19 protein-coding genes and 1 pseudogene are annotated in these 24280 nt (G+C 58.4%); 13 read left to right on the forward strand and 7 right to left on the reverse strand.

Annotated features, from left to right (window positions below):
• Nucleotides 1-123: 123 nt before the first annotated feature.
• The 9 genes from ACFVTJ_RS18055 to ligD all read left to right on the forward strand — a co-directional run bounded on the left by ACFVTJ_RS18055 (nucleotide 124) and on the right by ligD (nucleotide 12196).
• Nucleotides 124-837 carry a FadR/GntR family transcriptional regulator gene (locus ACFVTJ_RS18055; RefSeq protein WP_386909712.1) on the forward strand — a complete coding sequence of 238 codons (714 nt, stop codon included), beginning with the start codon at nucleotides 124-126 and terminating at the stop codon, nucleotides 835-837.
• Between the two features lie 67 nt (nucleotides 838-904).
• Nucleotides 905-1885: a mannonate dehydratase gene (locus ACFVTJ_RS18060; protein ID WP_386909714.1), complete on the forward strand. Its 981-nt coding sequence runs from the start codon at nucleotides 905-907 to the stop codon at nucleotides 1883-1885.
• Between the two features lie 125 nt (nucleotides 1886-2010).
• Nucleotides 2011-3549 (forward strand): ABC transporter substrate-binding protein, encoded by a 1539-nt coding sequence (locus ACFVTJ_RS18065; protein WP_386910053.1) that lies wholly within the window; start codon nucleotides 2011-2013, stop codon nucleotides 3547-3549.
• Nucleotides 3550-3811: 262 nt separating this feature from the next.
• Entirely contained in the window at nucleotides 3812-4915 is a 1104-nt protein-coding gene (locus ACFVTJ_RS18070) for a hypothetical protein (protein WP_386910055.1), read from the forward strand.
• A gap of 187 nt (nucleotides 4916-5102) precedes the next feature.
• The gene (locus tag ACFVTJ_RS18075) at nucleotides 5103-7448 is read left to right on the forward strand and encodes an EAL domain-containing protein (protein WP_386909715.1); all 2346 of its coding nucleotides are present in this window, start codon (nucleotides 5103-5105) and stop codon (nucleotides 7446-7448) included.
• A 198-nt stretch (nucleotides 7449-7646) separates the two neighbouring features.
• Nucleotides 7647-8540: an SDR family oxidoreductase gene (locus ACFVTJ_RS18080; RefSeq protein ID WP_386909717.1), complete on the forward strand. Its 894-nt coding sequence runs from the start codon at nucleotides 7647-7649 to the stop codon at nucleotides 8538-8540.
• 42 nt (nucleotides 8541-8582) lie between these two features.
• Nucleotides 8583-8870 (forward strand): hypothetical protein, encoded by a 288-nt coding sequence (locus ACFVTJ_RS18085; RefSeq protein WP_386909719.1) that lies wholly within the window; start codon nucleotides 8583-8585, stop codon nucleotides 8868-8870.
• Nucleotides 8867-9700: a Ku protein gene (locus ACFVTJ_RS18090; protein ID WP_386909721.1), complete on the forward strand. Its 834-nt coding sequence runs from the start codon at nucleotides 8867-8869 to the stop codon at nucleotides 9698-9700. The genes ACFVTJ_RS18085 and ACFVTJ_RS18090 overlap by 4 nt, the downstream gene beginning before the upstream one ends.
• A gap of 3 nt (nucleotides 9701-9703) precedes the next feature.
• A complete protein-coding gene (gene ligD, locus ACFVTJ_RS18095; protein ID WP_386909722.1) occupies nucleotides 9704-12196 on the forward strand; it encodes a DNA ligase D in 2493 nt (830 codons plus the stop codon).
• Nucleotides 12197-12199: 3 nt separating this feature from the next.
• Here ligD and ACFVTJ_RS18100 read toward each other — a convergent pair whose 3' ends face one another.
• The 3 genes from ACFVTJ_RS18100 to ACFVTJ_RS18110 all read right to left on the reverse strand — a co-directional run bounded on the left by ACFVTJ_RS18100 (nucleotide 12200) and on the right by ACFVTJ_RS18110 (nucleotide 14725).
• Nucleotides 12200-12991, reverse strand: a complete 792-nt coding sequence (locus ACFVTJ_RS18100) for a Ku protein (protein ID WP_386909724.1) — start codon at nucleotides 12989-12991, stop codon at nucleotides 12200-12202.
• Between the two features lie 85 nt (nucleotides 12992-13076).
• Nucleotides 13077-14081: an anion permease gene (locus tag ACFVTJ_RS18105; RefSeq protein WP_386909726.1), complete on the reverse strand. Its 1005-nt coding sequence runs from the start codon at nucleotides 14079-14081 to the stop codon at nucleotides 13077-13079.
• Nucleotides 14081-14725 (reverse strand): DUF47 family protein, encoded by a 645-nt coding sequence (locus tag ACFVTJ_RS18110; RefSeq protein ID WP_386909727.1) that lies wholly within the window; start codon nucleotides 14723-14725, stop codon nucleotides 14081-14083. The genes ACFVTJ_RS18105 and ACFVTJ_RS18110 overlap by 1 nt, the downstream gene beginning before the upstream one ends.
• Before the next feature lie 113 nt (nucleotides 14726-14838).
• Between ACFVTJ_RS18110 and ACFVTJ_RS18115 the strand changes: the two genes are divergently transcribed.
• Nucleotides 14839-15381: an NUDIX hydrolase gene (locus tag ACFVTJ_RS18115; protein ID WP_386910056.1), complete on the forward strand. Its 543-nt coding sequence runs from the start codon at nucleotides 14839-14841 to the stop codon at nucleotides 15379-15381.
• A gap of 20 nt (nucleotides 15382-15401) precedes the next feature.
• On the opposite strand, the pseudogene ACFVTJ_RS18120 reads toward ACFVTJ_RS18115, so the two are convergent.
• Nucleotides 15402-15789: pseudogene (locus ACFVTJ_RS18120) on the reverse strand (efflux RND transporter permease subunit); the annotation flags it as partial.
• Nucleotides 15790-16208: 419 nt separating this feature from the next.
• On the opposite strand from ACFVTJ_RS18120, the gene ACFVTJ_RS18125 reads away from it, so the two are divergent.
• A complete protein-coding gene (locus ACFVTJ_RS18125) occupies nucleotides 16209-17180 on the forward strand; it encodes a DUF535 family protein (RefSeq protein ID WP_386909729.1) in 972 nt (323 codons plus the stop codon).
• On the opposite strand, the gene ACFVTJ_RS18130 is transcribed toward ACFVTJ_RS18125, so the two are convergent.
• Entirely contained in the window at nucleotides 17153-18073 is a 921-nt protein-coding gene (locus ACFVTJ_RS18130) for a LysR substrate-binding domain-containing protein (RefSeq protein ID WP_386909730.1), read from the reverse strand. The genes ACFVTJ_RS18125 and ACFVTJ_RS18130 overlap by 28 nt on opposite strands.
• A gap of 209 nt (nucleotides 18074-18282) precedes the next feature.
• Here ACFVTJ_RS18130 and katG point away from each other — a divergent pair, with 209 nt between their 5' ends.
• A complete protein-coding gene (gene katG, locus ACFVTJ_RS18135) occupies nucleotides 18283-20454 on the forward strand; it encodes a catalase/peroxidase HPI (RefSeq protein ID WP_386909732.1) in 2172 nt (723 codons plus the stop codon).
• A 127-nt stretch (nucleotides 20455-20581) separates the two neighbouring features.
• Here katG and ACFVTJ_RS18140 read toward each other — a convergent pair whose 3' ends face one another.
• Nucleotides 20582-20758, reverse strand: a complete 177-nt coding sequence (locus ACFVTJ_RS18140; protein ID WP_386909734.1) for a hypothetical protein — start codon at nucleotides 20756-20758, stop codon at nucleotides 20582-20584.
• Between the two features lie 223 nt (nucleotides 20759-20981).
• Between ACFVTJ_RS18140 and ACFVTJ_RS18145 the strand changes: the two genes are divergently transcribed.
• Nucleotides 20982-21875 (forward strand): helix-turn-helix domain-containing protein, encoded by an 894-nt coding sequence (locus ACFVTJ_RS18145; protein ID WP_386909736.1) that lies wholly within the window; start codon nucleotides 20982-20984, stop codon nucleotides 21873-21875.
• 132 nt (nucleotides 21876-22007) lie between these two features.
• Here the strand turns inward: ACFVTJ_RS18145 and ACFVTJ_RS18150 are convergent, their stop codons facing one another.
• Nucleotides 22008-24128 carry a TonB-dependent siderophore receptor gene (locus ACFVTJ_RS18150; RefSeq protein WP_386909738.1) on the reverse strand — a complete coding sequence of 707 codons (2121 nt, stop codon included), beginning with the start codon at nucleotides 24126-24128 and terminating at the stop codon, nucleotides 22008-22010.
• Between the last annotated feature and the right edge of the window lie 152 nt (nucleotides 24129-24280).

The following is a 24280-nucleotide window of genomic DNA, read 5'->3' on the forward strand; positions in this document are numbered from 1 at the left end:
TAAAAACTCTTGATGGTACTTCATCCCAACCCCTCCCTGAGTTAACATGAAAACATATGACGTGCTGCAAAGTCATAATATGAGTAACGAAGGAATTCGTATTCTGCAAGAGGGAAGACTGGCATGATTGGCGACAAAGCGAGGCCGCGGGAGAGGCGGGCGCAACAGATCATCGATAATCTCAGCGCAGAAATTCGCAGTGGAAAACTAAAAAATGGCGACCAGCTTCCCACGGAGCCGCAACTGGAACGCGCCTATGGCGTGAGCCGGACGGTGGTTCGCGAGGCGATCGCGGATTTGCGTTCTGCCGGCTATGTCGTTCCCATCCAGGGCAAGGGGGTTTTTGTCAGCAACGCCAGTGAATGGGTCGGAGTGAAGCTGACGCAAACCGAAGTCAGTACCATTGCGGAAACGCTGGAAATGCTGGAGTTTCGGCTTGCGACGGAAGGGGAGGCGGCGGCAATAGCCGCCTATCGCCGCACCGCCCAGCAGGAGGCCGCAATCTCTGCGGCGCACCGGAAAATGGCCCGTGCCATCGACGCGGGCGAATCGACTGTCGATGCGGATTACGAATTCCATTCGGCCATCGCTACCGCGACCAATAACCGCTTCTATCTGGAGGCATTGCGCCAGTTCGGTTCGCGCTCGATCCCGCGCGGGCAGTTCCCGACGCTGCCGGAAACCGGTGACGCGAATTATCTTCGCAAAGTCCAGGCCGAGCACGAGGCAATCCTGCGCGCCATCGTCGAACAGGACCCGGATGCGGCGCGAAAAGCCATGCGTGAACACATGCTGGCGAGCCAGCGGCGGTACAGGCTGCTGTCAGAAGCGCAATAGCATCTCGACACTCATCTTATTTCATGCGATGTCATATGATGACTTGTATGGAGAGAGGAGAGAATCGATGTATGTCGGCACCCAGGTTGCTGCGCGCGATGACGAGGATTACAAGGTCTGGGCGCAACTCGGCGTGAAAAACATCAGCGCCGACCCGCCCGGAGCACCCGCCAGTTGGACTTTCGAGGATTTCGAGCGCCACCGTGACAAGGTCGAAAGCTTTGGCCTCGTCCTCGATATGGTGCAACTGCCGTTGCCGTCCCGGCCCATCGAGCAGGCGTCATATCCAGATATCCTGCTTGCCGGCCCGGATCGCGACCGGCAGATCGATGCCGTCTGCACAATGATCGAAGATATCGCGAGGGCCGGAATTCCTGCCGCGAAATACAATCTCAACCTCATTGGCATTCCACGAACGGAGATGGAACGCGGTCGTGGCGGTTCTCTCAACGAGGCTTGGCGTTGGGACAAGGCAGACCACGACGCCGCCCCGGGCCTCGCCGGCGTTCTGTCTGAAGACGAGAACTGGGAACGCATCGACTACTTTCTCGAACGGGTCGTGCCGGTTGCCGAAAGCAACAAGGTGCGCCTCGCCTGCCACCCCCATGATCCCTATACACCGCCGGGTTACAGGGGCGTCACCCGTGTGCTGGGAACAGTCGACGGGCTGAAGAAGTTCGTGCAGATGCGCGAGAACCCCTATCACGGCCTGAATTTCTGCCAGGGGTCGATTGGCGAGATGCTCGATGATCCGCGCGAGGAGATCGACGACATCATCCGCTGGTTCGGCAGCCGCGACAAGATTTTCAACGTCCACTTCCGCAACATCAGCGGCGGGAAATTGTCCTTCATGGAGACTTTCCCCGATGAGGGGGACATGGACATGGTGCGCTCGCTGAGGCTCTATCACGAACTCGGCTATCGCTACATGATCATGCCGGACCATGTGCCGACGATTGCCGGACGCGATCCGATCGGCGTCGCTTTCGCCTTCTGCTACGGCTACATCGCAGCCTTGATCGAAGCACTTGATAACAAACATCTTTGACCGTTTTGGCCCGCGCCGCCCCGCTGCGTCGCGGGCTTTTCTTGAACTTGAATTACCGATCTGTAGGAGGAGCAGGTATGAAAAAAACATTGATCCGTCTCGCATTCACCACCGTTCTGGGCGCCATGCTCGTGCAGGGGTCGCCTGTTTCGGCCAAAACCCCCAACGACCAGCTGGTTATCGGCACGTCACTGGCCCAGGTGCTGTCACTCGACCCCCATCAGGCCACCGAAGCAAAAGCCAACGAAATCATGGCAAATCTTTATGATCGCCTGATCTCGGTGGACGGTTCCGGCAAGGTTTCACCGCAGCTCGCCGAGCGCTGGGAAACAGATGAGAAAGGCATCACCTTTCATCTTCGCGAGGCGAATTTCGCCTCCGGTAACCCGGTGACCTCGGCCGATGTGGTTTATTCGCTCAGCCGCCTTCTGAAGATGAACCAGGCGGCCGCAGCGAACCTCAAGCGAGTGGGCTACAATGCCGACAATATCGACAAGCTGGTAAGTGCTCCAGATGAAAAAACGGTTCGAGTCGATCTTTCAGGTGAAACGACTTCGGAATTGCTGCTCTATCGCCTCGCCATGGTCATTGCCAGCGTGGTCGACAGCAAGGAACTGAAGTCCCACGAGGTCAATGATGACTGGGGGAATGCATGGCTGAGAACGAATTCAGCCGGCTCCGGCCCCTTCACGCTCAACCGCTGGTCGCCGAATGAGATCATCATTCTGGAAGCAAATAAGGACTATGTGGCCGGCAGCCCCAAAATGCGCCGCGTCATCGTGCGGCATGTGCCGGAAAGCCAGGTTGAGCGCCTGATGCTGGAGCGCGGCGATATCGACATCGCCAGCGCGCTGACGGCTGCGGATCTCGCAATCTTCAACAACAAGGAAGGTTTCCAGATCCAGCGTGTGCCGACGGGCGGTTTTTACGTCCTGTCCATGAATGCTGGCAAGGAGCCCCTTTCCAACCCCAAGGTCCGCGAAGCGATCGCCTACGGCATCGACTATAAGGGCATGGAAAAAACCATCATGGGTCCCTACGGCCGAGCGCGCACGGTGCCCGTGCCGGAAAACTTCGAATATGCCATTCCGAGCCCGGATTGGAAGCTCGACGTGGAGAAAGGAAAAGCGCTCCTGAAAGAGGCCGGCTATGAGAACGGTTTCACGCTCAATCTGAAGACGATCGCGCAGACGCCGCGCATCGACCTCGCCACCGCGATCCAGGCCACGCTCAGCCAGATTGGTATTAAGGTCAATATTCAGCAGGGTAACGGTTCGGACGTGATTGCCGCACACCGCGCGCGGGATTTTGATCTGCTCATCCCGCAGACCGGAGCCTACATGCCTAATGTTTTGGGCTCGATGGAACAGTTCTCCAGCAACCCAGACAACTCGCTTGCCGCCAACAACGCCGGCAATTTCGTCTGGCGCTCAGCCTGGGACATTCCGGAACTGACCGCACTCACGGCAAAGGCGTCACTCGAGCCCGATGCCAAGAAGCGCGGAGAAATCTACACCCAGATGCAGGAGATGTTCGTCGCGCAGAAGCCGGCGGTGCTGCCGATGTTCGAGAGATTCGAGCCGATCGTACTGAATGCGCGCGTCAAAGATTATGTGGGCCATCCCAGCCAGACGACCCGGCTTGAAAAGGTGACGAAAGACTGACGGCAAAGCACAGTTTGCGAAAAAGTTGACGGGCGGTTTTACCGCCCGTTTTTATGCGTGACTGCGCCCATGCGTCAGAGTCTTCTCCCACGCGTTGACCAGGCATACAGCGCCGGTACGGGAGCTAATCGCGCGCCCTCCCGTAATTTCCGGGGGTTTTCTTAAGGACTTCATCGGTTTAGACCGTGCGGAAACTTTTCCTTCCGTCGGACGAGAGTCGCGAACTCCGCTCACCTACCTCCCCAAGAATGCGTTGACGACTATGAACCTTGCACAGATAAAACTTCCGTCTCGGCCGCTCAGCCTCAAACGTGGCGTCATTTCGGTGCCGGCAGCCTATTATTTCTCCGTTCCCGTGCTTCTCGCAATCACGATTGTCATGCTGGTAGCCGAAGGCCCAGGCGTCGTGCGTGACTACAAGATCAGCCAGGATCCGCTGGAGATTGAAAACGGCGATATCAGCGGTAGCTGCAAGACACGCAAGGCGATCTTCACGACCTGCAAGGCCGATCTTTCCTACGAACATGCAGGCGTGAGCTACAAGAAGGACGTGGAGGTCATGTTCGTCGATCTCCATTCCGGCGATTACGAAACCGGGCTGGTCATCTCCGCGAAGAATCCGGAGCTCGCAACGATTTCGCTGGGCCTGGACATGCTCTGGAACCGCATCATCACACTTGGCGTGTTCGTCTTTCTTCTTGGTTTCGGCAGTCTCGCGATGCTGTTCACACTTGTCCGCATGCTGCGGGTCCGCCTGCAGCTACGCAAGCCGGCGCCTCTGACCGTTATTCCGGTGGCGCTGACAGCCGTTGCTGAAAAACGCAGCCGTCTTTTCGTGACCTATGCCGATACGGTCAGAGACGATAAAACCAAGCGGCAATCCTTCACGCATCTGGAACGGGGTCGCATTCCCGTTGTCGTAGGCAATACCGGCAAACAGGATGTGGCGCTTGCGGTCCTGCACGGTGATGGCGCCTTGCCGGTCCTGCTTGACGATCAGCTGGAGCGGATCGACCTGACGGAACAGGAGCGGGGAGAAGCTCTCGCATCGCTTGCCCCGATGGTCGCGCACGAGACACAGGAGGCTGCCGCTGCCCAAGCCGCGTCGATGAATAAGGGGCCCGGCCTCCTGCGCAGGCTTGCGACTTTCGTCGCCATCCTCGCCGTCATCATCGTGGCGGTCCTGGGCTACTGGCTGTGGTATGTCACCAGCGCCCCGTCGCAATTCAACTCGCCTGGCATGGACATCAACAACATGCTACCGACGGCGCTGAACGAATGGGGCTGCGCGCGTCTGCAGGAGCGTTTCTCTGACGGCCCGGCGCCTTTCGGATGCGCCGCGGCCGATTATCGAAGCTGGAAATAAAGCCTCGATCCACCATTTTTCCGGGTCGGTCTGCCGAAAGTGTTACAGCCTGGCACGCCGACCCGGCCCCTTTTTCGCTCGAGAAAAAATATTGAGACAATTATCAATGGTTGTATTAGAGTTTTATAAATAAAGCACTCCCATAGTGCCACCGTGAGCGGTTCTTCAGAGGCTGGGAGAGTGCATCATGTTCACGGTTCTGGAATGCGTTGCCATACAGCACGACCATGCGGTCGTTCTCCTTGCGGCTGTTATCTGCCTGCTTGGCATGTTTGCTTTTTATCATCTTCTGTTGCGTGCGGAGGAAAGTCCGGCCGGCCGCAAGCCCTACTGGGTGCTGGTTGCGGCTTTTGCCGGGGGGCTGAGCGTCTGGGCCACCCATTTTGTCGCCATGCTTGCCTATAGGGGCACGGTCCCGATTGGTTATGACTTCTTCTTTACGGCTCTTTCAGCCGTTCTGGCCGTTTTAGGCTTCTGGCTGGCGCTCACGGCCCGCTCAACTGCCATCTACAACTCGGCCATTGTCGGAACGCTGATCACCCTGTCGGTTGCCGTCATGCATTTCGTCGGAATGGCGGGCATGGATGTCGCAGCTACGATCAGCTATCGCTGGGGGCCGGTTCTCGGTGGTTTTGCCGTCGCCTGGGCGGCTTTTGTTCTGGCCTTTTTCCTTTTCCATCGTCTCGGCTCATGGAGGCGCATTGCGGCAGCGGCCGGAGCGGCGATCTTCGGCATCTGCGCGCTGCATTTCACAGCCATGTCGGCCACGGTGCTCACGCCGGATCCATCTATTGCCGGGCCTGATCCAGACAATGTCGCCAGGCTGATCATGATCTGCGCCATTTCCGGCGTCACCTTTCTGATCCTTTCCTCCTCCGCCGTCGCCGCTCTGGTGGATCGTTATCTTGTCGATCTCAAGGGGCTGGTGGATGCGACGCTTGATGGCCTCGCCGTCGTCCGCGACGGACGAATTGTGGAGTTGAACACCCGTTTCGCCGGCCTTCTGGGCAGGGAGGAAGCATCGCTGGTCGGGCAGAACCCCGACGATCTCTTCAAGGCGATTGACGGGCAGCCCGCCTATCTGCCGCGTCAAACGCCGGTGGAGGCGGTGCGCGAGCGCGCCGGACAGACACAGGTTTTCGAACTTAGTGTACGGACGATCGAATATCGCGGCCGCCCCTGCGAGGTGATGGCCATTCGCGACCTGACGGAAAAGCGGGAAGCACAGCGGGAAATCGAATATCTCGCGCGGCACGATGTCCTGACAGGCCTCTCCAACCGCACCATGTTCCAGACCCGTCTTCATCAGCAGATCGACAATTGCGGTGAGGAGGACGAATTTGCGCTGCTGGCGCTCGATCTCGATCGGTTCAAGGCGGTCAACGACATATTCGGCCATGCCGAAGGCGACCGTGTCTTGAAGAAGGTCGCCGGCATTCTCGTCGAATGTGCAAGGGCAGGCGATGTAGTCGCCCGTCTGGGCGGCGATGAATTTGTGATATTGACCACCCGGCATACAAGAGCAGACGAAGCGCGCCTGCTGGCCGAGACGATCCTTGGCATGTTCGGCCTGAAGATGAATGTTGCCAACGACCCGACCGCCGTTGGCGTCAGCATTGGCATCGCCGTTTTCCCGCGGGATGGGCGCGACCATGAAAGCATCATGCACGCCGCTGACCTCGCGCTCTATCGCGCCAAGATGGGTGGTCGCGGAATTCTCGCCTTCTACGATCCGCTGATGGACCTGGAAGCCCGCGAGCGCCGCCAGCTGGAGACGGATTTGCGGCTTGCCATCAGCCGGGACGAGCTGGTGTTGAATTATCAGCCGGTACTTTCAGTCGAATGTGGCCAGGTCGTCGGTTATGAGGCGCTGGTGCGCTGGCAGCACCCGACAAGGGGCGTGGTATCGCCTGACATCTTCATTCCGATTGCGGAAGAAAGCGGCATTATCATCTCCCTCGGCGAATGGGTGCTGCGTGAGGCCTGCCGTCAGGCGAGCACCTGGGCGCCACATCTGAAGATAGCGGTCAATGTCTCGCCCCTGCAGTTTTCGCTGGCCAATCTCGGTCACGTCGTCTGCACCGTCCTGATGCAAACAGGGCTTTCGCCGAACCGGCTGGAGCTGGAGATTACCGAGGCGGCGCTTCTGAAAGACCGCAAGGCGACGTTGATCATCCTCAACCAGCTGAAGGCGCTCGGCGTTGCCATCGTGATGGATGATTTCGGCACGGGTTATTCCTCACTCAGCAATCTGCAGAGTTTCCCCTTCGACAAAATCAAGATAGATCGTAGTTTCATCGCCGCTATGAGCGAGGATGACAATGCCCGCGCCATCGTGCGCGCGGTAATCGGTCTCGGCCGCAGTCTTGATCTGCCGGTAACGGCGGAGGGGATCGAAACGGATGCGCAATACCGCATGGTTGTCGACGAGGGCTGCGCCCAGGCGCAGGGTTATCTTTTCGGAAAGCCAGATGTGGCCCCGGCCCCGGCTCCTGCCGCGAGCACCGCCAAACGGAAAAAACATTCCGCTTGATCAAAGAAGCGACGGCGCAAGCGCCGTTGCCCTCCTTTCCCATATTCGATGGAACGAGAGCGAAGGCAGATCGTTAGGGTTCCGTGTGGCGCGTCCATGCTGGGTAGCCCCAAGGCACCGACGATCAGCCTGACCGGGCGGTAGCGCCCGTGTCATGAACGCGCTGCGGAATAACCTCTATTGATGGGAGAGACCGCGATGACAGACCGCCTCGAGCCACAGGACCCGCGCAGCCAGTATCCGCGCCCGCCGTTTTCCACCCCGACCCAGGAAATGCCAGGTCTGGTGACGAATATGACGCCTTTCCCCGATCATGGGGAAAAAAGCTACAAGGGCACCGGCAAGCTTGCTGGGCGCAAGGCGCTGATTACCGGCGGCGATTCTGGCATCGGTCGCGCCGTCGCGATTGCTTTCGCTCGCGAAGGTGCCGACGTTGCGATATCCTATCTGCCGGAAGAAGAGTCGGACGCCGAGGAGGTCGTGGCACTGATCGAGGCGGAAGGCCGTGTGGCGGTGGCACTGCCGGGCGATATTACCGACGAGGCATGGTGCCGGGAACTGGTCGAGAAAGCCGTCGGCGATCTCAACGGGCTGGATATTCTGGTCGTCAACGCTGCAAGGCAGCAATATCGCGAAGACATCGAAGAACTCTCGACCGACGATTTCGACCGCACCATGAAGACAAATCTTTATGCCTTGCACTGGATTGCGCAGGCGGCCGTTCCTTATCTGAAGCCGGGTTCGTCTGTCATCACTACCGCCTCAATCCAGGCCTATGAACCATCCGCAATCCTTCTCGATTACGCCACGACCAAAGCGGGTATCGTCGCTTACACCAAGGCGCTAGCCAAACAGCTGATCGAAAAGGGTGTGCGTGCCAATGCGGTTGCCCCTGGTCCGTTCTGGACTGTCCTTCAGCCAAGCGGCGGCCAGCCGGATGAGAAGGTCAAGAATTTCGGCAAGGACAGCGATTTCGGTCGCCCGGGACAGCCGGTGGAACTGGCGCCCGTTTATGTGTTGCTGGCCTCGCAGGATGCGAGTTTCATCAATGGTGAGGTTTATGGCGTGACCGGCGGCAGAGGCATTGCCTGAGGTGATCCTCACCATCGCCGGGCAGGTTTTGAGGGTTTCGACATGAAACAGCAATCAGAAAGTTCAGACAAAGGTTTGAAAAGCTTCGATGTTCGCGATCGGGTGATATTGGCGCTCTATGCGCAATTGAAAGCGGAACGGCAGACGCGCGAGGCGATGGAGTGGGTCATCCGCAATGGCGGGTTGTCGCCCGAGGTGCTGGAGGCCATGGCATCCGATCCGGTGCCGGTTCCGTCGGAGGAGGATGTTCCGGCGATCGAGCGCATTCTCGACAGTGGCCGGCGCGGTAAATCCTCCTTGCCTCACGATGTCGAGGAGCGCCGGCCATGAACCGCCGGGCGAGCTGGAAAGGGCACCTGTCATTTGCCGATTTCAACTGCGAAATCGGCCTTTATTCGGCGCTTACCTCGGCTGAAAAGATTTCGTTCAATATCGTCAACCGCAAGACCGGCCACCGCGTCGAGCGACAATATGTCGATAGCGATACGGGCGAGCCAGTGCTTCGCGACGATCAGGTCAAGGGATATGAACTCGACAATGGCGACCATATCGTCATTGAGGGAGATGAGATCGCAAAGCTGATGCCGGAGAGTGACAAGGTCATCCACGTCAAACACTTTCTGCCCTGTGACGAGATCGACAAGCTCTATTTCGACAAGTCCTATTATCTCGCACCGACCGGGGAGGGTGGTGAGGAAGCGCTGACGCTTCTGGCAAAGGCGATGGACGACGAGAATGTCGTGGCCCTCGGCGAAGCCGTGCTTTTCCGCCGTAACCGTATTGTGCTGATCCGCCCGAGCGGCAAGGCGCTCATCGCGACCACGCTGAATTTCAGTTACGAGGTTCGCTCGGAGACATCCGTCTTCAAATCCATTCCCGATATAGAATTCGATGATGAAATGCTGGAACTTGCCGGCCACATCATCGAAAAGCGGGCGGGTACATTCGATCCGACCGACTATAGCGATCGTTATAATGATGCGCTGGCGGAACTGGTGAAAGCCAAGATCGAAGGTCGGGAAATCGCCAAACCGCCGCCGCGCAAGGAAGACAATATCATCGATCTCAAGGAAGCCCTGCGCCGCAGCGCTGATGCCGGAGCAGGCAGCGGGAAAAAGACCACGGCATCAGGCCGCAAGGCCTCGCGGAAAGCGAGTTGATCCATGGGATTGCAGACTTACAACGCAAAGCGCAGTTTCGACAAAACGCCAGAACCCAAAGGCACAAAGGCTGAAAAACCGGGATCGAGCTTCGTTATCCAGAAACACGATGCCCGCCGTCTGCATTACGATTTTCGCCTGGAAATGGACGGGGTGCTGAAAAGCTGGGCGGTGACGCGTGGCCCAAGCCTTGATCCTGAAGACAAACGTCTTGCCGTGCATGTGGAAGACCATCCGCTGAGCTATGGCGATTTTGAAGGTGTCATCCCCAAGGGGCAATATGGCGGCGGCACCGTGATCGTCTGGGATCGCGGCCACTGGCGGCCGATCGGTGATGCGCGCAAAGGTTATCGCAAAGGCCATCTGGAGTTCGAACTGGAGGGAGAGAAGCTGAAAGGCCGCTGGCATCTGGTGCGAATGCACACAAAGCCCGGCGAAACCAGGGAGAACTGGCTGCTAATCAAGGGTGACGATGAGGAGGCGAGGCATAATGGCGGTGTCGACATTCTCGAGGAACGGCCGGAATCGGTAAAGACCGGCCGAAGTGTCGAGGAGGTCGCAAAAAAACCTGACGACACCTGGAATTCCAAGCCGGTCTCGAAAAAGGCCGCCGCGTCGACGTCGGGTCGGAAACAGGCGCATGCTCTTCCAAAGGGGGTACGCAAACAGGCCTTGCCATCCTTCGTCCCGCCCGCACTCGCCACGTTGAAGCCGAAACCGCCGGAAGGATCACGCTGGCTGCACGAGATCAAATTCGACGGTTACCGGCTGCAGGCGCGTGTCGATCAGGGCAAACTTCAGCTGCTGACCCGCAGCGGGCTGGACTGGACGGAAAAATTCGGCGCGGCCGTTGCGGCGGCACTCACGGCGTTGCCGGCGGCAACCCTTCTGATCGACGGCGAAATCGTCGTCGAAAGCGATAGCGGTGCTTCCGATTTTTCCGCCTTGCAGCAGGATCTGAGCGAAGGGCGCGACGACCGGTTTGTCTTCTATGCCTTCGATCTTCTTTATCTTGACGGCAGTGACCTTCGGGGCGCGACCCTGGCGGAACGAAAGGCTCTGCTGGAAAAGCTGTTGCCGGCAGGCGATCCCCATCTCCGCTACAGTCAGCATTTCGAGGAAAGCGGCGCACTTGTGCTTGATCATGCCTGCCGGCTAAGTCTCGAAGGCGTGATTTCCAAGGTCAAAAGCAGCAAATATGTTTCCGGCCGCAAGGGCGAGTGGGTAAAGTCCAAATGTTCAATGCGGCAGGAATTCGTCATCGGCGGTTATACCGTCTCCTCGACCTCGGAACACGCCATCGGCTCGCTGGCACTCGGTGTCTATGAAAAAGGCAAGCTGCGCCATGTCGGCCGTGTCGGCACGGGTTATACGGGCGAAGTAGCGGAGATGATATTTTCTCGTCTGAAGCCGCTGGAACGCAAGGACAGCCCCTTCAGTGACAAGCTGACCGCGCTTGCCCGCCGCGATCTCCATTTCGTGGAGCCCGAACTGGTGGCGGAAGTGGAGTTTCGCGCGTGGTCGGGAGATGGCAATCTGCGTCATGCATCCTTCCGGGGGCTACGGGAAGACAAACCTGCTGAGGAGATAGAACGCGAGGAGAAGGCCGTGTCGGATAGCAGTGCGCCGCAGTCGAAGATCAAGTTCACCCACCCTGACCGGCTCTACTGGCCGGATGATGGCGTGACCAAGGAGGGGCTCGCCGATTATTATGCGCAGGTCTGGCGGCACATGGCGCCCTTTGTTGTCAACCGGCCGCTGGCACTGCTGCGCTGCCCGGAGGGCATAGTGGGTCAGAAGTTTTTCCAGAAACACGCTTGGCGCGGCATCAACAAGGCAATCGAGCAGATCAAGGATCCGAAGGACAAGAGCGGCGAACCGCTGATCCGCATTACCGATTTCGATGGCATGATGGCGCTGGTGCAATCGGCCGCGCTCGAAATCCACCCCTGGGGTGCAACCACTGCCAGCTGGGAAAAGCCGGACATGATCACCATGGATATCGACCCCGGCGAGGATGTGACCTGGGACGCGGTGATCGAGGCGGCGCACGAACTGAAACGGCGCTTCGAAGAGGCGGGTCTTGCCGCTTTCGTCAAAACGTCGGGTGGCAAAGGGCTGCATGTGGTCGCACCGCTCAAACCACAGGCCGGCTGGGCGCCGGTCAAGGCCTTCGCCAAAGCCATGGCGGCGGATATGTCCAAGGCCGAACCGCAGAAATATCTCTCCGTCGCCACCAAGGCGAAACGTCAGGGCCGTATCTTCATCGACTATCTGCGCAATGGCCGGGGCAATACGGCGGTCGCGGCCTATTCGACCCGCGCCCGGCCGGGTGCGGCCATTTCCGCGCCACTGGAATGGTCGGAGCTGACAGCCGAGATCGGCCCTGCCCATTTTACCGTCAACAATATCGGCGCGCGGCTCTCTGCTCTGAAAAAAGACCCTTGGGACGGTTTCTTCGCCGCCGCCCAACCGCTGCCGAAAAAGGCGCGCTGATCCTCAGCTTCGTTTTTCGGCGGCAATGCTTTTCTTCAGCGCATCCATGATGTTGATGACGTTGCCGCCGGTCTTGGGTTTCGCGCCGGTCTTCTTCTTCGAAGACGATACCTCGTCACCCTTGGTTTTCAGCAGCGACTTGATCTTTTTCTGGATGGGGTCCTGCACCAGGGTCGGCTTCCAGCCGGTCACCTGTTTGCCGATGCGTTTTTCCATTGCCTCTAGCAAAGGTTTTTCGATTTTCATTTTCGGCTCGAGCGCGTCGATGCTTTCGCGCACTTCCTCGCCGTAATGCAGCGTCCAGAGGATGATGCCCTTGCCGGAAGGTTCGAGCAAAACAGCCCTTTCGCGCCGATAGATCACCAAACGCGCGATTCCGAAAACGTCATTCGCCTTCATGGCCTCGCGGATGACGCTGAAGGCTTCAGTGCCGATCTTGTCTTCGGGGCGAAGGAAATGCGGGCGATCGTACCAGATCCAGTCGATCGACCCCTTCGGCACGAAGGTCTTGATATCGATGGTGCGGGTGCTTTCCAGCGCCACCGCATCAATTTCGTCATCCTCCAGCAGCACATAATCGTCCTCGCCGCGTGGAAAACCCTTCACCTGGTTTTTCGCGGCGACCGGCCTGTGGGTAACGCTGTCGACATACCGGCTTTCGATCCGGTTGCCGGTTTTGCGATTGAGGATGTGGAAGGTGTATTTGTTGCTTTCGGTGGTTGCGGGCGTCAGCGAAACCGAGGCCGTCACCAGCGACAGCTTCAGATAACCCTTCCAGAAAACCTGCCGCGCCATGTCTTGCGATCCGCTTGCCCATTGATCTCCCGGAACAACAACCGCAGGGCAATTTTTGTTCCGGGAGAGTGGCAATCGGTAATTATCAGCCGAACAGCGACGTTAGGCCGTAAACGGCAGCGGAGATGAGTGCTGCGGCCGGCATGGTCACGATCCAGGCGATGACGATATTGCCGGCAAGGCCCCAGCGCACCGCCGAGACGCGGCGAGCGGCACCCACGCCCACGATGGCGCCGGTGATCGTGTGGGTGGTGGAGACAGGAATGCCGAGCCATGTGGCGCCAAACAGCGTCAGCGCGCCGCCGGTTTCGGCGCAGAAACCCTGCATCGGGTTCAACCGGGTGATTTTCGACCCCATGGTGTGCACGATGCGCCAGCCGCCGAACAGTGTGCCGAGCGCCATGGCCGACTGGCAGGAAATCACCACCCAGAAGGGCACATAGAAGCTTTCGCCGAGATGCCCCTGGCTGAAAAGCAGGACGGCGATGATGCCCATGGTCTTCTGCGCGTCATTGCCGCCGTGGCCGAGCGAATAAAGCGAGGCGGAAATGAACTGCATGATGCGGAAGGTACGGTCGACCGCAAAGGGCGTCTGCCGCACGAACAGCCATGACACGGCAAGCACGAGAACGAGCGCGAGGAAAAAGCCGATGGCCGGCGACATGAAGATCGCGCCGACGGTCTTCAGCAGGCCGGACCAGACGATGGAATTAAAGCCCACCTTCGCAAATCCCGCACCGACAAGACCGCCGATCAGCGCATGCGACGAACTGGAGGGAATGCCGAAAATCCAGGTGACGATGTTCCAGACGATCGCCCCGATCAGCGCTGAAAAGATGACCTGCGGCGAAACGATTGCGGGGTCGATGATGCCGGTGCCGAGCGTTTCGGCCACATGCAGGCCGAAGAACAGGAAGGCGATGAAATTGAAGAAGGCTGCCCAGGCGACCGCATATTGCGGCCGCAGCACACGGGTGGAAACGATGGTGGCGATGGAATTGGCGGCGTCGTGCAAACCATTCAGGAAATCAAAGAACAGCGCGATGGCGATAAGGCCGACAAGCAGCGGCAGGGCAAGTGCGACATCCATCAGACGTTCTCGATCACGATGCCGCTAATCTCATTGGCCACATCCTCGAAGCGGTCGACGACCTTTTCGAGTTCGCCGTAGATTTCGCTGCCGGTCATATAAGCCATGGCATTGCCGGTTGCACCGTGGCGGCGGAAGAGGTCTTTCAGACCCTGATCGTGGAGATCGTCGGAGCGGCCTTCGACGCGGGTCACCTCTTCGGCGATGGCGGAGAGGCGCTGCGCATTCGTGCCCACCTTGTTGAGAAGCGGAATTGCTTCTGCAATCAGACCCGCGGCGCGGACGATCTCGTGACCCATTTCCTTCATCAGCGGATCGAACTCGCTCTGTTCGAACAGGCGGATGGTCTTGACCGTCTTGTGCATCATGTCGATGGCGTCATCCATGGACTGGATGAGGTCCTTGATATCGCCACGATCAAAGGGCGTGATAAAGCTGCGTCTGACCGCAAGCAGAACGTCGCGGGTGATATCGTCCGCCTGGTGTTCCAGCGCGACGATGAGATCGCAGTTCTTCTCGACGTCGACGCCGCTCAAAAGTTGGTCAAGGGCCGCAGCCGCTTTGATGACGGTTTCGGAATGTTTGCTGAACATGTCGAAGAAACGGTCCTCGCGCGGCATCAGCTTGCGAAAAATACTCATCATGCGAATTGGCCCTCAATGGCGCTATATTAGTTGTTGGGGGTGATTGTCATAAAACTGTCATAAATGCACGCGGGGCATTGATGCAACCCGGAAAATCGGCACTATCAACGGATATGAAACCCGCCAAGAAACGCCGGAAGACCCGCCCGGCCCGTCAGCTTACATTGCTCCAGCAGCTGGCTGCTGTTCCGGAAAAGCTCTTCACCGGCGCTTTCCGGCAGCAATATGCTGCGCTCTGCTTCCGTTATGCCGGCAATGGCGGGACTATAGAAATCCTGCTCGTCACCTCCCGGACCAGCGGACGCTGGATCATTCCGCGTGGTTGGCCGATGAAACGCAAGAAGCCGCATCAGGCGGCGGCGATCGAGGCATGGGAGGAGGCAGGCGTGCGCGGCCGGGTGAGAAAGGACGCTATCGGCCGCTATACCTATCTCAAAATGCTCGACAATGGCGACGTCGTGCCCTGCATGGTCGACGTATTCCAGATCGAGGTGACCGAGGCTGATGCGAGTTTCAAGGAAAGCGGAGAACGCCTCTTAGAATGGGTGCGCCCCGACGAGGCGGCAAGGCGCGTTCGCGATATCGAGCTGAAATCGCTTTTGGTTGATTTTCGCCCGAAGGGAAAGAAGAAGCGCCAGGACAGCGAAAAAACCTGAGCGCCAGGCCGACGACCGGCTTAGACCGGTGATGGCGTTCGATTTTCCGCTCCTGTTTCGGCTTGCTTGTCCGGCGCCTTCGGCAGCTGGCGCGCGAAACGCCTGATGATGCTGTGGATATAGGACAGGTGCGCGGGCACCACGATCAGGGTCAGCAGCGTGCAGCTGATGAGGCCGCCAACCAGGGTTATGCGCCATTGGCGCACGCTGGGCGCCGCCTCCGCCACCGGCGAGACCGAGCGGGATCATGCCGAAGATCATTGCAAGCGTCGTCATGATGATCGGGCGGAAACGGATGACGCCGGCATTCGCCAGCGCCTCATTCAGAGTAAAGCCGCGCCGCCGCTCGCTATTGGCGAAATCCACCAGCAAAATGCCGTTCTTGGTTACGAGGCCCATCCGCATGATGCAGACTGAGCGTATTGAGGCGCTTCCTCACAGCGCTCACCACCTGCACCATATTGGCGTCTTGAACCTTGACGATGTCGATCATCAGCGCCGCATGGACATTATAAATGGCGCGGTTTTCGGTACCGGCCGCACCGACGAATGGCGAGCAAGCTGCCGGCAGGGATGCACAGTGGGTGCCCTTCCGGGCCGGGCACGCCCTTTCAGCATTATTGCGTTGGATTCCTGATCGAGAGAGGCGGCTTTTTATCTCGAGACATTTGGCTTCACAGTCATGTCAGCTTTAACGAGCCTAATCAGCCGTCGCGTCGAAAATCCGGATTCGAAATTGATCGCTATTACCGAGATATCCTTCCCTTCTTCCAGCTCCTCTCTCTATTTTCTCAGGTTTCAAAATGTGGCGCACTGAAACGTCTGCGTTGAGCCTTGACCATGATCTTCGTGAGGTCGATCCGGTGTCCGTTCGCCCGGACACCATCCCTGCGGGGCATGAGGCTGAAATATCTTTCATGCCACTTGTGGCAAGGCTTGCACAGTTTACCCGGCGGGCCCACTGGAAGCGCAGCTTTCTTTTGTGGATGCGTTTCGTAGCCCATCCTACGGTTAGCCTGCGTTGGTGGCAGTTCCTCGTGCGGTTCTCGGCAATGGAGCAACTGGCGCTTCCGCATGACGACCTGCTGCAAAAACCATTCTCGAAATTCCTTGTTGCAAACCTCTCCTATAAAAAACGTTTCGCGCTTTTGACGGCAAATTTTCAACTGGCCCGGGATTGCTTTTCGCGGGCCGTGATGGAAACGGTCTGGACAGGGGAAGCCGTCGATATGTCCGTTATATCAGGTCGTTGCGACGATTATCGGTGTAGCCTTGCGCTTGCTGATCGTTGCGGAGGCCGGCATGAAGGGGCTTTTGCCATAAAGCTTATTCGATGCCGGGATGACGCAATATTGTGGACCGCAAAGTTCATGTTCGTAAACCAGGCAGGTGTTCGAACAATCGTTGTGGGTGGAATGCAGGGGCCACACGCCGCAAAGCAGGAAATGGTGGTCGTAACGCGGGATCTTTGCGGCTTGCGGCCGAAGGAGGCCGTCTTGATGGTCATGCAGGCCTATCTGGAAAAAGGTGCTCAGAGCTTTCTGGCGATCTCTCACGCCCGGCATCCGATAAATCATCGGCGCCGACGCCGCCAGAGGATGCTGCTTTCGGATATCGACGCCTTCTGGAACGAGCGACTGGCGGTGCCAGAGAGCATGTTCGGATTCGAGGTGCCCGTTTCCAGAATGGATGGCTCAGACAAACGAAACCGGATGAAGAAGGCTTTTTTCGAAGCGTCAGTCCGGCTCTGTGCACCACGTCCACCTGATCTTTATCTGGTGGAGACGTTGCTGCCCTGAATTTTCTGAACGCCGCATTCGCGCACGATCTCGGATATATGGGCGAATTGCGCCGAAAGCGGATTGCTCTTGCGCCAGACGATGCCGATGGTGCGGGACGGCCGAGGCTCCGCCAGACGGAACACCGACACGGTGGATTGGCGCGTTTCCATATCGACCGCCATCTGCGGAATGAGCGTGACGCCTATACCCGCACCAACCATCTGTACCAGTGTCGACAGCGAGCTGCCTTCCATCAGCACGCGCGGCGGCGCATTCGTGGTGCTGCAGAAGGAAAGCGCCTGGTTGCGGAAGCAATGGCCTTCCTCAAGCAGCAGCAGGCGCATTTCACCCAGCTTGTCGGCGCTCGGCACCGGCATACCCGCATCCTCCATCGGCCGCACCAGAATGAATTCTTCCGAAAACAGCGGCACTTCTTCCAGCGCGGGTTCCGAAACGGGCAGCGCGACGATCGCCATGTCGAGCCGGGCTTCGAGAAGGTCTTCGATGAGCTTTTGCGTCACCGCCTCGCGCGGACGTGTTTCCAGTGCGGGATAATGCCGGGTCAGCGTCTTGATCACCTGTGGTAAAAGATAGGGCGCGACGGTGGGAATGACGCCGATGCGCAGGCGACCGCTGAGAGGGCCATGCCCCGCGCGCGCCAGATCCTGCAACTCGTCCACCGACCGCAGGATGGCGCGGGTGCGTTCGGCAAATTCCTCACCAAGCGCCGTCAGCCTGATTTGGCGGCTGCCACGTTCGACGAGCGGCGCACCGATCAATTCCTCCAGTTCCCGGATCTGCAAAGATAGTGCAGGCTGGGAGATGGCACAGGTTTCCGCCGCGCGCCCGAAATGACCAATCTTGGCCAGTGCATCGAAATAACGGAGATGTTTCATGGAGAGGGCAATCATAAGCTCAGCATATCGCAGCCTTTAGAATATACAATTGGAAATTATGGAACTCGACTGTTAGTCATCTTCATGACAGAAAGAAGCTGTAGCTGTGAACGATGACCAGTGTCGCAGCAGAGTCCTTGTTGACCTGCCGCCGCCTCTGGTTCGCAATGCTGCACATGTCGAACTGATAATTTGTTTAATTGCAAAACCCATCGGAGGGCGAAATGGACGCAACTTCAAAACCGGCTGGCAAGTGTCCTGTCATGCATGGGGGCAATACGGCCTCTGGCAAATCGGTGACCGAATGGTGGCCAAACGCGCTGAACCTCGACATCCTGCATCAGCACGACACCAAGACCAATCCGCTTGGCACCTCCTTCAACTACCGCGAAGCATTGAAGACGCTTGACGTTGAAGCTCTCAAGGCCGATTTGCGCGCTCTGATGACCGACAGCCAGGAATGGTGGCCCGCCGACTGGGGCAGCTATGTCGGCATGATGGCCCGCGTTACCTGGCACGCGGCAGGTTCCTATCGTGTCACCGACGGCCGTGGCGGCGCCAACACCGGCAACCAGCGTTTTGCGCCTCTCAATTCCTGGCCTGATAACGTCAACACCGACAAGGGCCGCCGCCTGCTTTGGCCGATCAAGAAAAAGTACGGCAACAAGATTTCCTGGGCCGACCTCATCGCGCTCGCCGGCACGATCGCCTATGACGTCGCCGGACTGAAGACCTTCGGTTTCGCCTTTGGCCGTGAAGACATCTGGGCGCCGGAAAAGGACACCTATTGGGGTGATGAAAAAGAATGGCTGGCGCCGAGCGATAGCCGCTATGGCGACGTGAGCAAGCCCGAGACGCTGGAAAACCCCCTTGCCGCCGTGCAGATGGGCCTCATCTACGTTAACCCGGAAGGTGTCAACGGCAAGTCCGATCCGCTGGCGACGGCGGCACAGATGCGCGAAACCTTCGCTCGCATGGGGATGGACGACGAGGAAACCGTTGCCCTGACGGCTGGCGGCCACACCATCGGCAAGTCGCATGGCAATGGCAGCGCTGCCAACCTCAGCCCCGATCCGGAAGCTGCGGGGCCCGAGTATCAGGGTCTTGGCTGGATCAACACCAAGGGCCGCGGTATTGGCCGTGACACGGTGGTGTCGGGTATCGAAGGCGCGTGGACGAGCCATCCGACCAAGTGGGACAACGGCTTCTTCGACATGCTCTTCAAGCATGAATGGACCTTGACGCACAGCCCGGCTGGCGCGTCGCAATGGGCACCGATCGCAATCGCCGAGGAAGATAAGCCTGTCGACGTCGAGGATGCCTCGATCCGTACCATCCCGATGATGACCGATGCCGACATGGCACTGAAGGTCGATCCGATCTATCGTGAGATTTCGCTGAAGTTCAAGGACGATCAGGACCATTTCTCCGAAGTCTTCGCCCGCGCCTGGTTCAAGCTGACGCACCGTGACATGGGGCCGAAATCCCGTTATTTCGGGCCAGACGTTCCCGCAGAAGACCTGATTTGGCAGGACCCGGTGCCTGAAGGCTCCACGAGCTACAATGTGGCTGCTGTCCAGGCTAAGATCGCCGCTTCCGGCCTTCCGCTCGCAGATCTGGTTGCCACCGCCTGGGACAGTGCCCGCACCTTCCGCGGTTCGGACAAGCGCGGCGGCGCCAATGGCGCACGTATCCGCCTTGCTCCGCAGAAGGACTGGGAAGGCAACGAGCCCGCCCGTCTTTCCCACGTGCTTTCGGTTCTCGAGCCGATTGCCCGTGAAACCGGTGCGAGCATCGCGGATGTCATTGTTCTGGCCGGCAATTACGGGGTGGAACAGGCCGCGAAAGCGGCCGGCTTCGATATCGCCGTGCCGTTTGCACCGGGCCGCGGCGACGCTTCCGCCGAGCAGACTGATGCCGACAGCTTCGCTCCGCTTGAACCGCTCGCGGATGGTTTCCGCAACTGGATCAAGAAAGACTATGTCGTCAGCCCTGAGGAACTGCTGCTGGACCGCGCCCAGCTTCTCGGCCTTACTGCGCCGGAACTGACTGTGCTTATCGGCGGCCTTCGCGTCATCGGCGCCAATTACGGCGGTGCGGCACATGGCGTGTTCACTGACAAGCCCGGCGCCCTGACGACCGACTTCTTCACGACGCTGACGGATATGGCCTATTCCTGGGTGCCTACCGGCAACAATCTTTATGAGATCCGTGACCGCAGGACTGGCGTGGCAAGATACACCGCCACTCGTGTCGATCTCGTGATCGGCTCGAACTCGATCCTGCGTGCCTATGCGGAAGTCTACGCCCAGGACGACAACAGGGAAAAATTCGTCCGCGACTTCATCGCCGCTTGGACGAAAGTGATGAACGCCGATCGTTTCGATCTTCTGTAACGAAAGCTGTTTGCCAGTAAAAAGCGCCTCCCCGAGCGGTCGGGGAGGCGCTTTTGTTTTCGAGTTGTCATAGGTTGTCCCGACGCCCTTACGCCCGTTGCGCAAATATGCGGGACGAGGCGGCCGCTCACCGACGGTCGGAAGACGGAACCGGTCGCTCCGGTGATGATTTCTCCGCCCCTTGCGACGGGGTTCTGCCGCTCTTTTCATTTTCGTGGGCATCCGGTCCGGCGACGATGACGCCGCGGCCCTGTTCGTCGCGCTTCTTCTCTGCGAAGTCGCCGGGTTCCTTGTTGCGGTCCATGAATAATCTCCCTCGCTAGGTTGCTATCAGTAATTCAACGGTCGTCCCGGTCAGAGGTTCCAGCCTTTTCAGGGGGAGAATGTTTCTATTCATAATGATTTCTGCTATTAACATGAATAGATAAGTCATGTTATGGCGGCGTGCAGGATGATCGCCACGATTGCCCTGTGCCACGTTTGTTTCCACGCCTCGGCCTCGGCTCGACAACCGGACGGTAATTGCATTGAGTTTCTGGCATTCCATGACCTGGCACACGGAAGGGATCAGTGTCACCGCGCCGGTCAAGTGGCGCCAGTTCGACGGGCTGGTCAGCGCTTTCTGGGAGGCGGAGAGCCAGGTGGGGGCGAAGGGGTATTATCTCGCCGCCGATCCACGCATCATGATTTTCTTCAACGACGTCTCGTCGCGAATCCGCATGTCAAATCGCGACGGCGAGCTTTCGCAACATTCGCGGCCGATGACGCGGGCGGTGTATGTGCCGGCGGGCGTTCCCATGTGGACGGGCAGCAACGCCACGCATCGTTTTTCCCATCTTAACCTGCATATCCACAAGGACCGGCTTCTCCGCTTCCTGTCCCCGGCGGTCGGCGGTTCGGCAGCCATGACCGCGTTGCGCCGTCCTGTCGAGATGCAGGATATCGGCGCGGTGGAAACCCTGGCTGGTCTGCTGGTCGATGAACTGGCCAAGCCGCAGAAACATCCGCTCTATGCCGAAAGCCTCGTCGGCAGTATTGTTGCCGGCTTGCTGGATATTCCCGGATCAACGCCCGAGCAGGCCAATGGCAGGTTGACGCAGGCGCAGATGAACCGGTTGCTCGCCCGCGTGGAAAAGCGCGGTGATGGCCGCATGACGGTCGCCGAGATGGCCGATATTGTCGGGCTGTCGGAAAGCTGGTTCGCCACGGTGTTTCGCCAGACAACCGGCAAAACGCCCCTGCAATGGCAACTTGAGCGGCGTATCGATGCCGCACAGAAACTTCTACTGGAAGGCGATCTGACGGTGGCCGATATTGCTGCCCAGCTTGGTTTTTCCGATCAGGCTCATCTCACCAAGGCTTTCCGTCAGTCCGTTGGTAACACGCCTGCTGCCTGGCGACGTCTGCACAGGCTGCTTTGAAAAGACGAGATTTGCGCCCTGGTGCGTAGGCGGTGGCAAGCGTCGGCCTGTTTGAAACTCAAAACAAGAAGAGCATGATGTTCTGCACAAGGGGATATCCACAATATATTGAAATATTATGGATATCTTATATCACCATGTCTTGCGCAGGGTGACCGAAAACGCCCTGCCTGGATTGTAGAAGTCTGCCCCGAACCCGCCATAAGAAACGTGCTTCTCGTTAAAGAGGTTGGAGACATTTACATCCAGCGAGGCGGTCTCCTGGATCTTGTAGCTGAATGCCGCATCCACGGTCACACTGCTTCCGGTTTCGACCTTGTTGGCGTTGTCGAAATAATAGGCGCCGGTATAGCGGCCGCCGAGACCGAAGGTCATGTCACCGAAATGGTCGTTGCCCGCAAGCGTATAGTTGACCCATAGTGAGGCCTGATGTTCGGGCACAAATTGCGGCCTGTTGCCGACATTGCCGCCGGTGCCGTTTTCGGTGATTTCCGCATCGAGATAGGAATAGGCTGCCGTCAGACTGAAATTGTCTGTGACCTCAGCCTTGGCCTCGAGGTCAAGACCACGCACACGCACCTCGCCGATCGTTGTGGGCAGGCTGGTAATCGGGCTTGTGACGGTGATGTTGTTCTTTTTCAGATCGTAGATCGAGGCGGTGAAGAGTGCCGGAAAAGCGTCCGGCCGGTACTTCACGCCGAGTTCGATCTGTTCGCCACGCTCCGGCTCGACGGTGAGACCGGATGCGGGCACAACCGATTCAGCATAGCTGATATAGGGCGCGATCTCGTTGGTTATCTTATAGGACACACCGATGCGCTTCGTGAGTTCGCTGATGTCGCCGCTCGCCGTCGTGCGGTTCAGCCGGTTTGTCTGGTCGGTGTCGATCCAGTCGTTTCTAAGCCCGGCGCTGATGGTGAGCCTGTCGAAGAAGGTTAGGTCCTGCTGCAGATAGAGCGCTCTCGTCTTCTGGTCAGTCAGGGAGTCCGCATAGAGCGGCACGGAAGAGGGCGCGCCGGTATAGATCGGGTTCATCCAGTTGATGCTCGGTGCAGCGCCAAAGTAGCTTTTGCTGCCGGAGGTGTAGTCATTATAGAAAACACCGACCAGGCTGCGGCTTTCGACGTTGTCGAACCGCGTGTCATATTGCAGGCGCGTGTCGATCAGGAAGTTTTCGGTCTCGGTGTCGTTACCGAAATATGAACGATTGGCGATGGTCGAACCGTTAGTCGGCGTCGATGAGATATAGGCATAACCGAAGTCCGTATTCGCCTTGCTGTAGCGGGCGTTGGAACTCAGCGTCAGACCGGATCCGAAATCGTGGTCGAACATGACGCTCAGCGAGTTGCGGTTCGTGCCGCGATAATTGTAGTCGGGTTCGCCGAAGAAGCGGCTCCGATCGAAATGCGAGCCGACGGGATGGCCGCCGCCACCGGGAACGCCATCCTTGTTAAGATGGTCGTAAACGACAGTGAGGCTGGTGGCGTCGGTCGGACGCCAGGTAAGGCCGCCCATGAAGAATTTCTCATCGTCGCGGGAATAGTCATATTCCGCATCGGCGTTGCGAAGCTTGCCGGTCAGACGATAGGACAGAGTGTCGTCGCCGGTGATGTTGTCGCCGAAATCGAAGCCGGTCTCGGCGCGGCCATAAGAACCGCCGGTCACATAGGCTTCGCCGAAACGCGCATGTTTCGGCACTTTTGTGGAGTAATTTACCGAACCGCCGGGGTCCGAAACACCGAAGGTCGTGGAGTTGCCGCCCTTTAAGACTTCGACGCGCTCATAGGCATAGGTTTCTTCGCGCAGCGCGCCGAAGGGGCGGCCGAGCGTGAGGCCGTCGCGGTACATGTAAGCGTCGAAGCCGCGAATCTTGAAATAGTCGAAACGGTCGTCGGAGCCGTAAAAATCCGTGGTGACGCCGGCGGTATATTGCAGTGCTTCTTCTACCGTCTGCACGCCGCGCTGCTGCATTTCCTTGGCGGTGATGACAGAGACAGAGGCAGGTGTGTCGAGAATATCGGTCGCCATCTTGCTGCCGCTCGTCGTGCGATTGGCGACGATAGATTTCTGATCATTGTCACCGCTGTCGATGGTGATGGTCTCCAGAACCGTGCTGCCGCCTTTGTTGGCAGCCTCCTGCGCCATGAGAAGGCCGGGCATGGATGCGGCAAGCGCCGTGCAGGCAAGCAGGGCCGCTTTCCCGTGGAGATGTCGCGCGGTTTTGCGGTTTCTGCCTTGGATGTCGATATTCATTGGTAGGTTCCAGAAATTAATGCCCCGATCGCCGTTTTCACGGACCACTCTCGATGCGCCCAATAACTTGAGAAAGTTTGTCCGGTATTGTAGATTTTTGCGGTTTTGTACAAAACCCCGGAAATTTCACCGCCGTTGCGGCAGCATTTACT

It is taken from the genome of Agrobacterium sp. NPDC058088 (assembly GCF_042885035.1).
In the GTDB taxonomy this organism is placed as follows: Bacteria; Pseudomonadota; Alphaproteobacteria; order Rhizobiales; family Rhizobiaceae; genus Agrobacterium.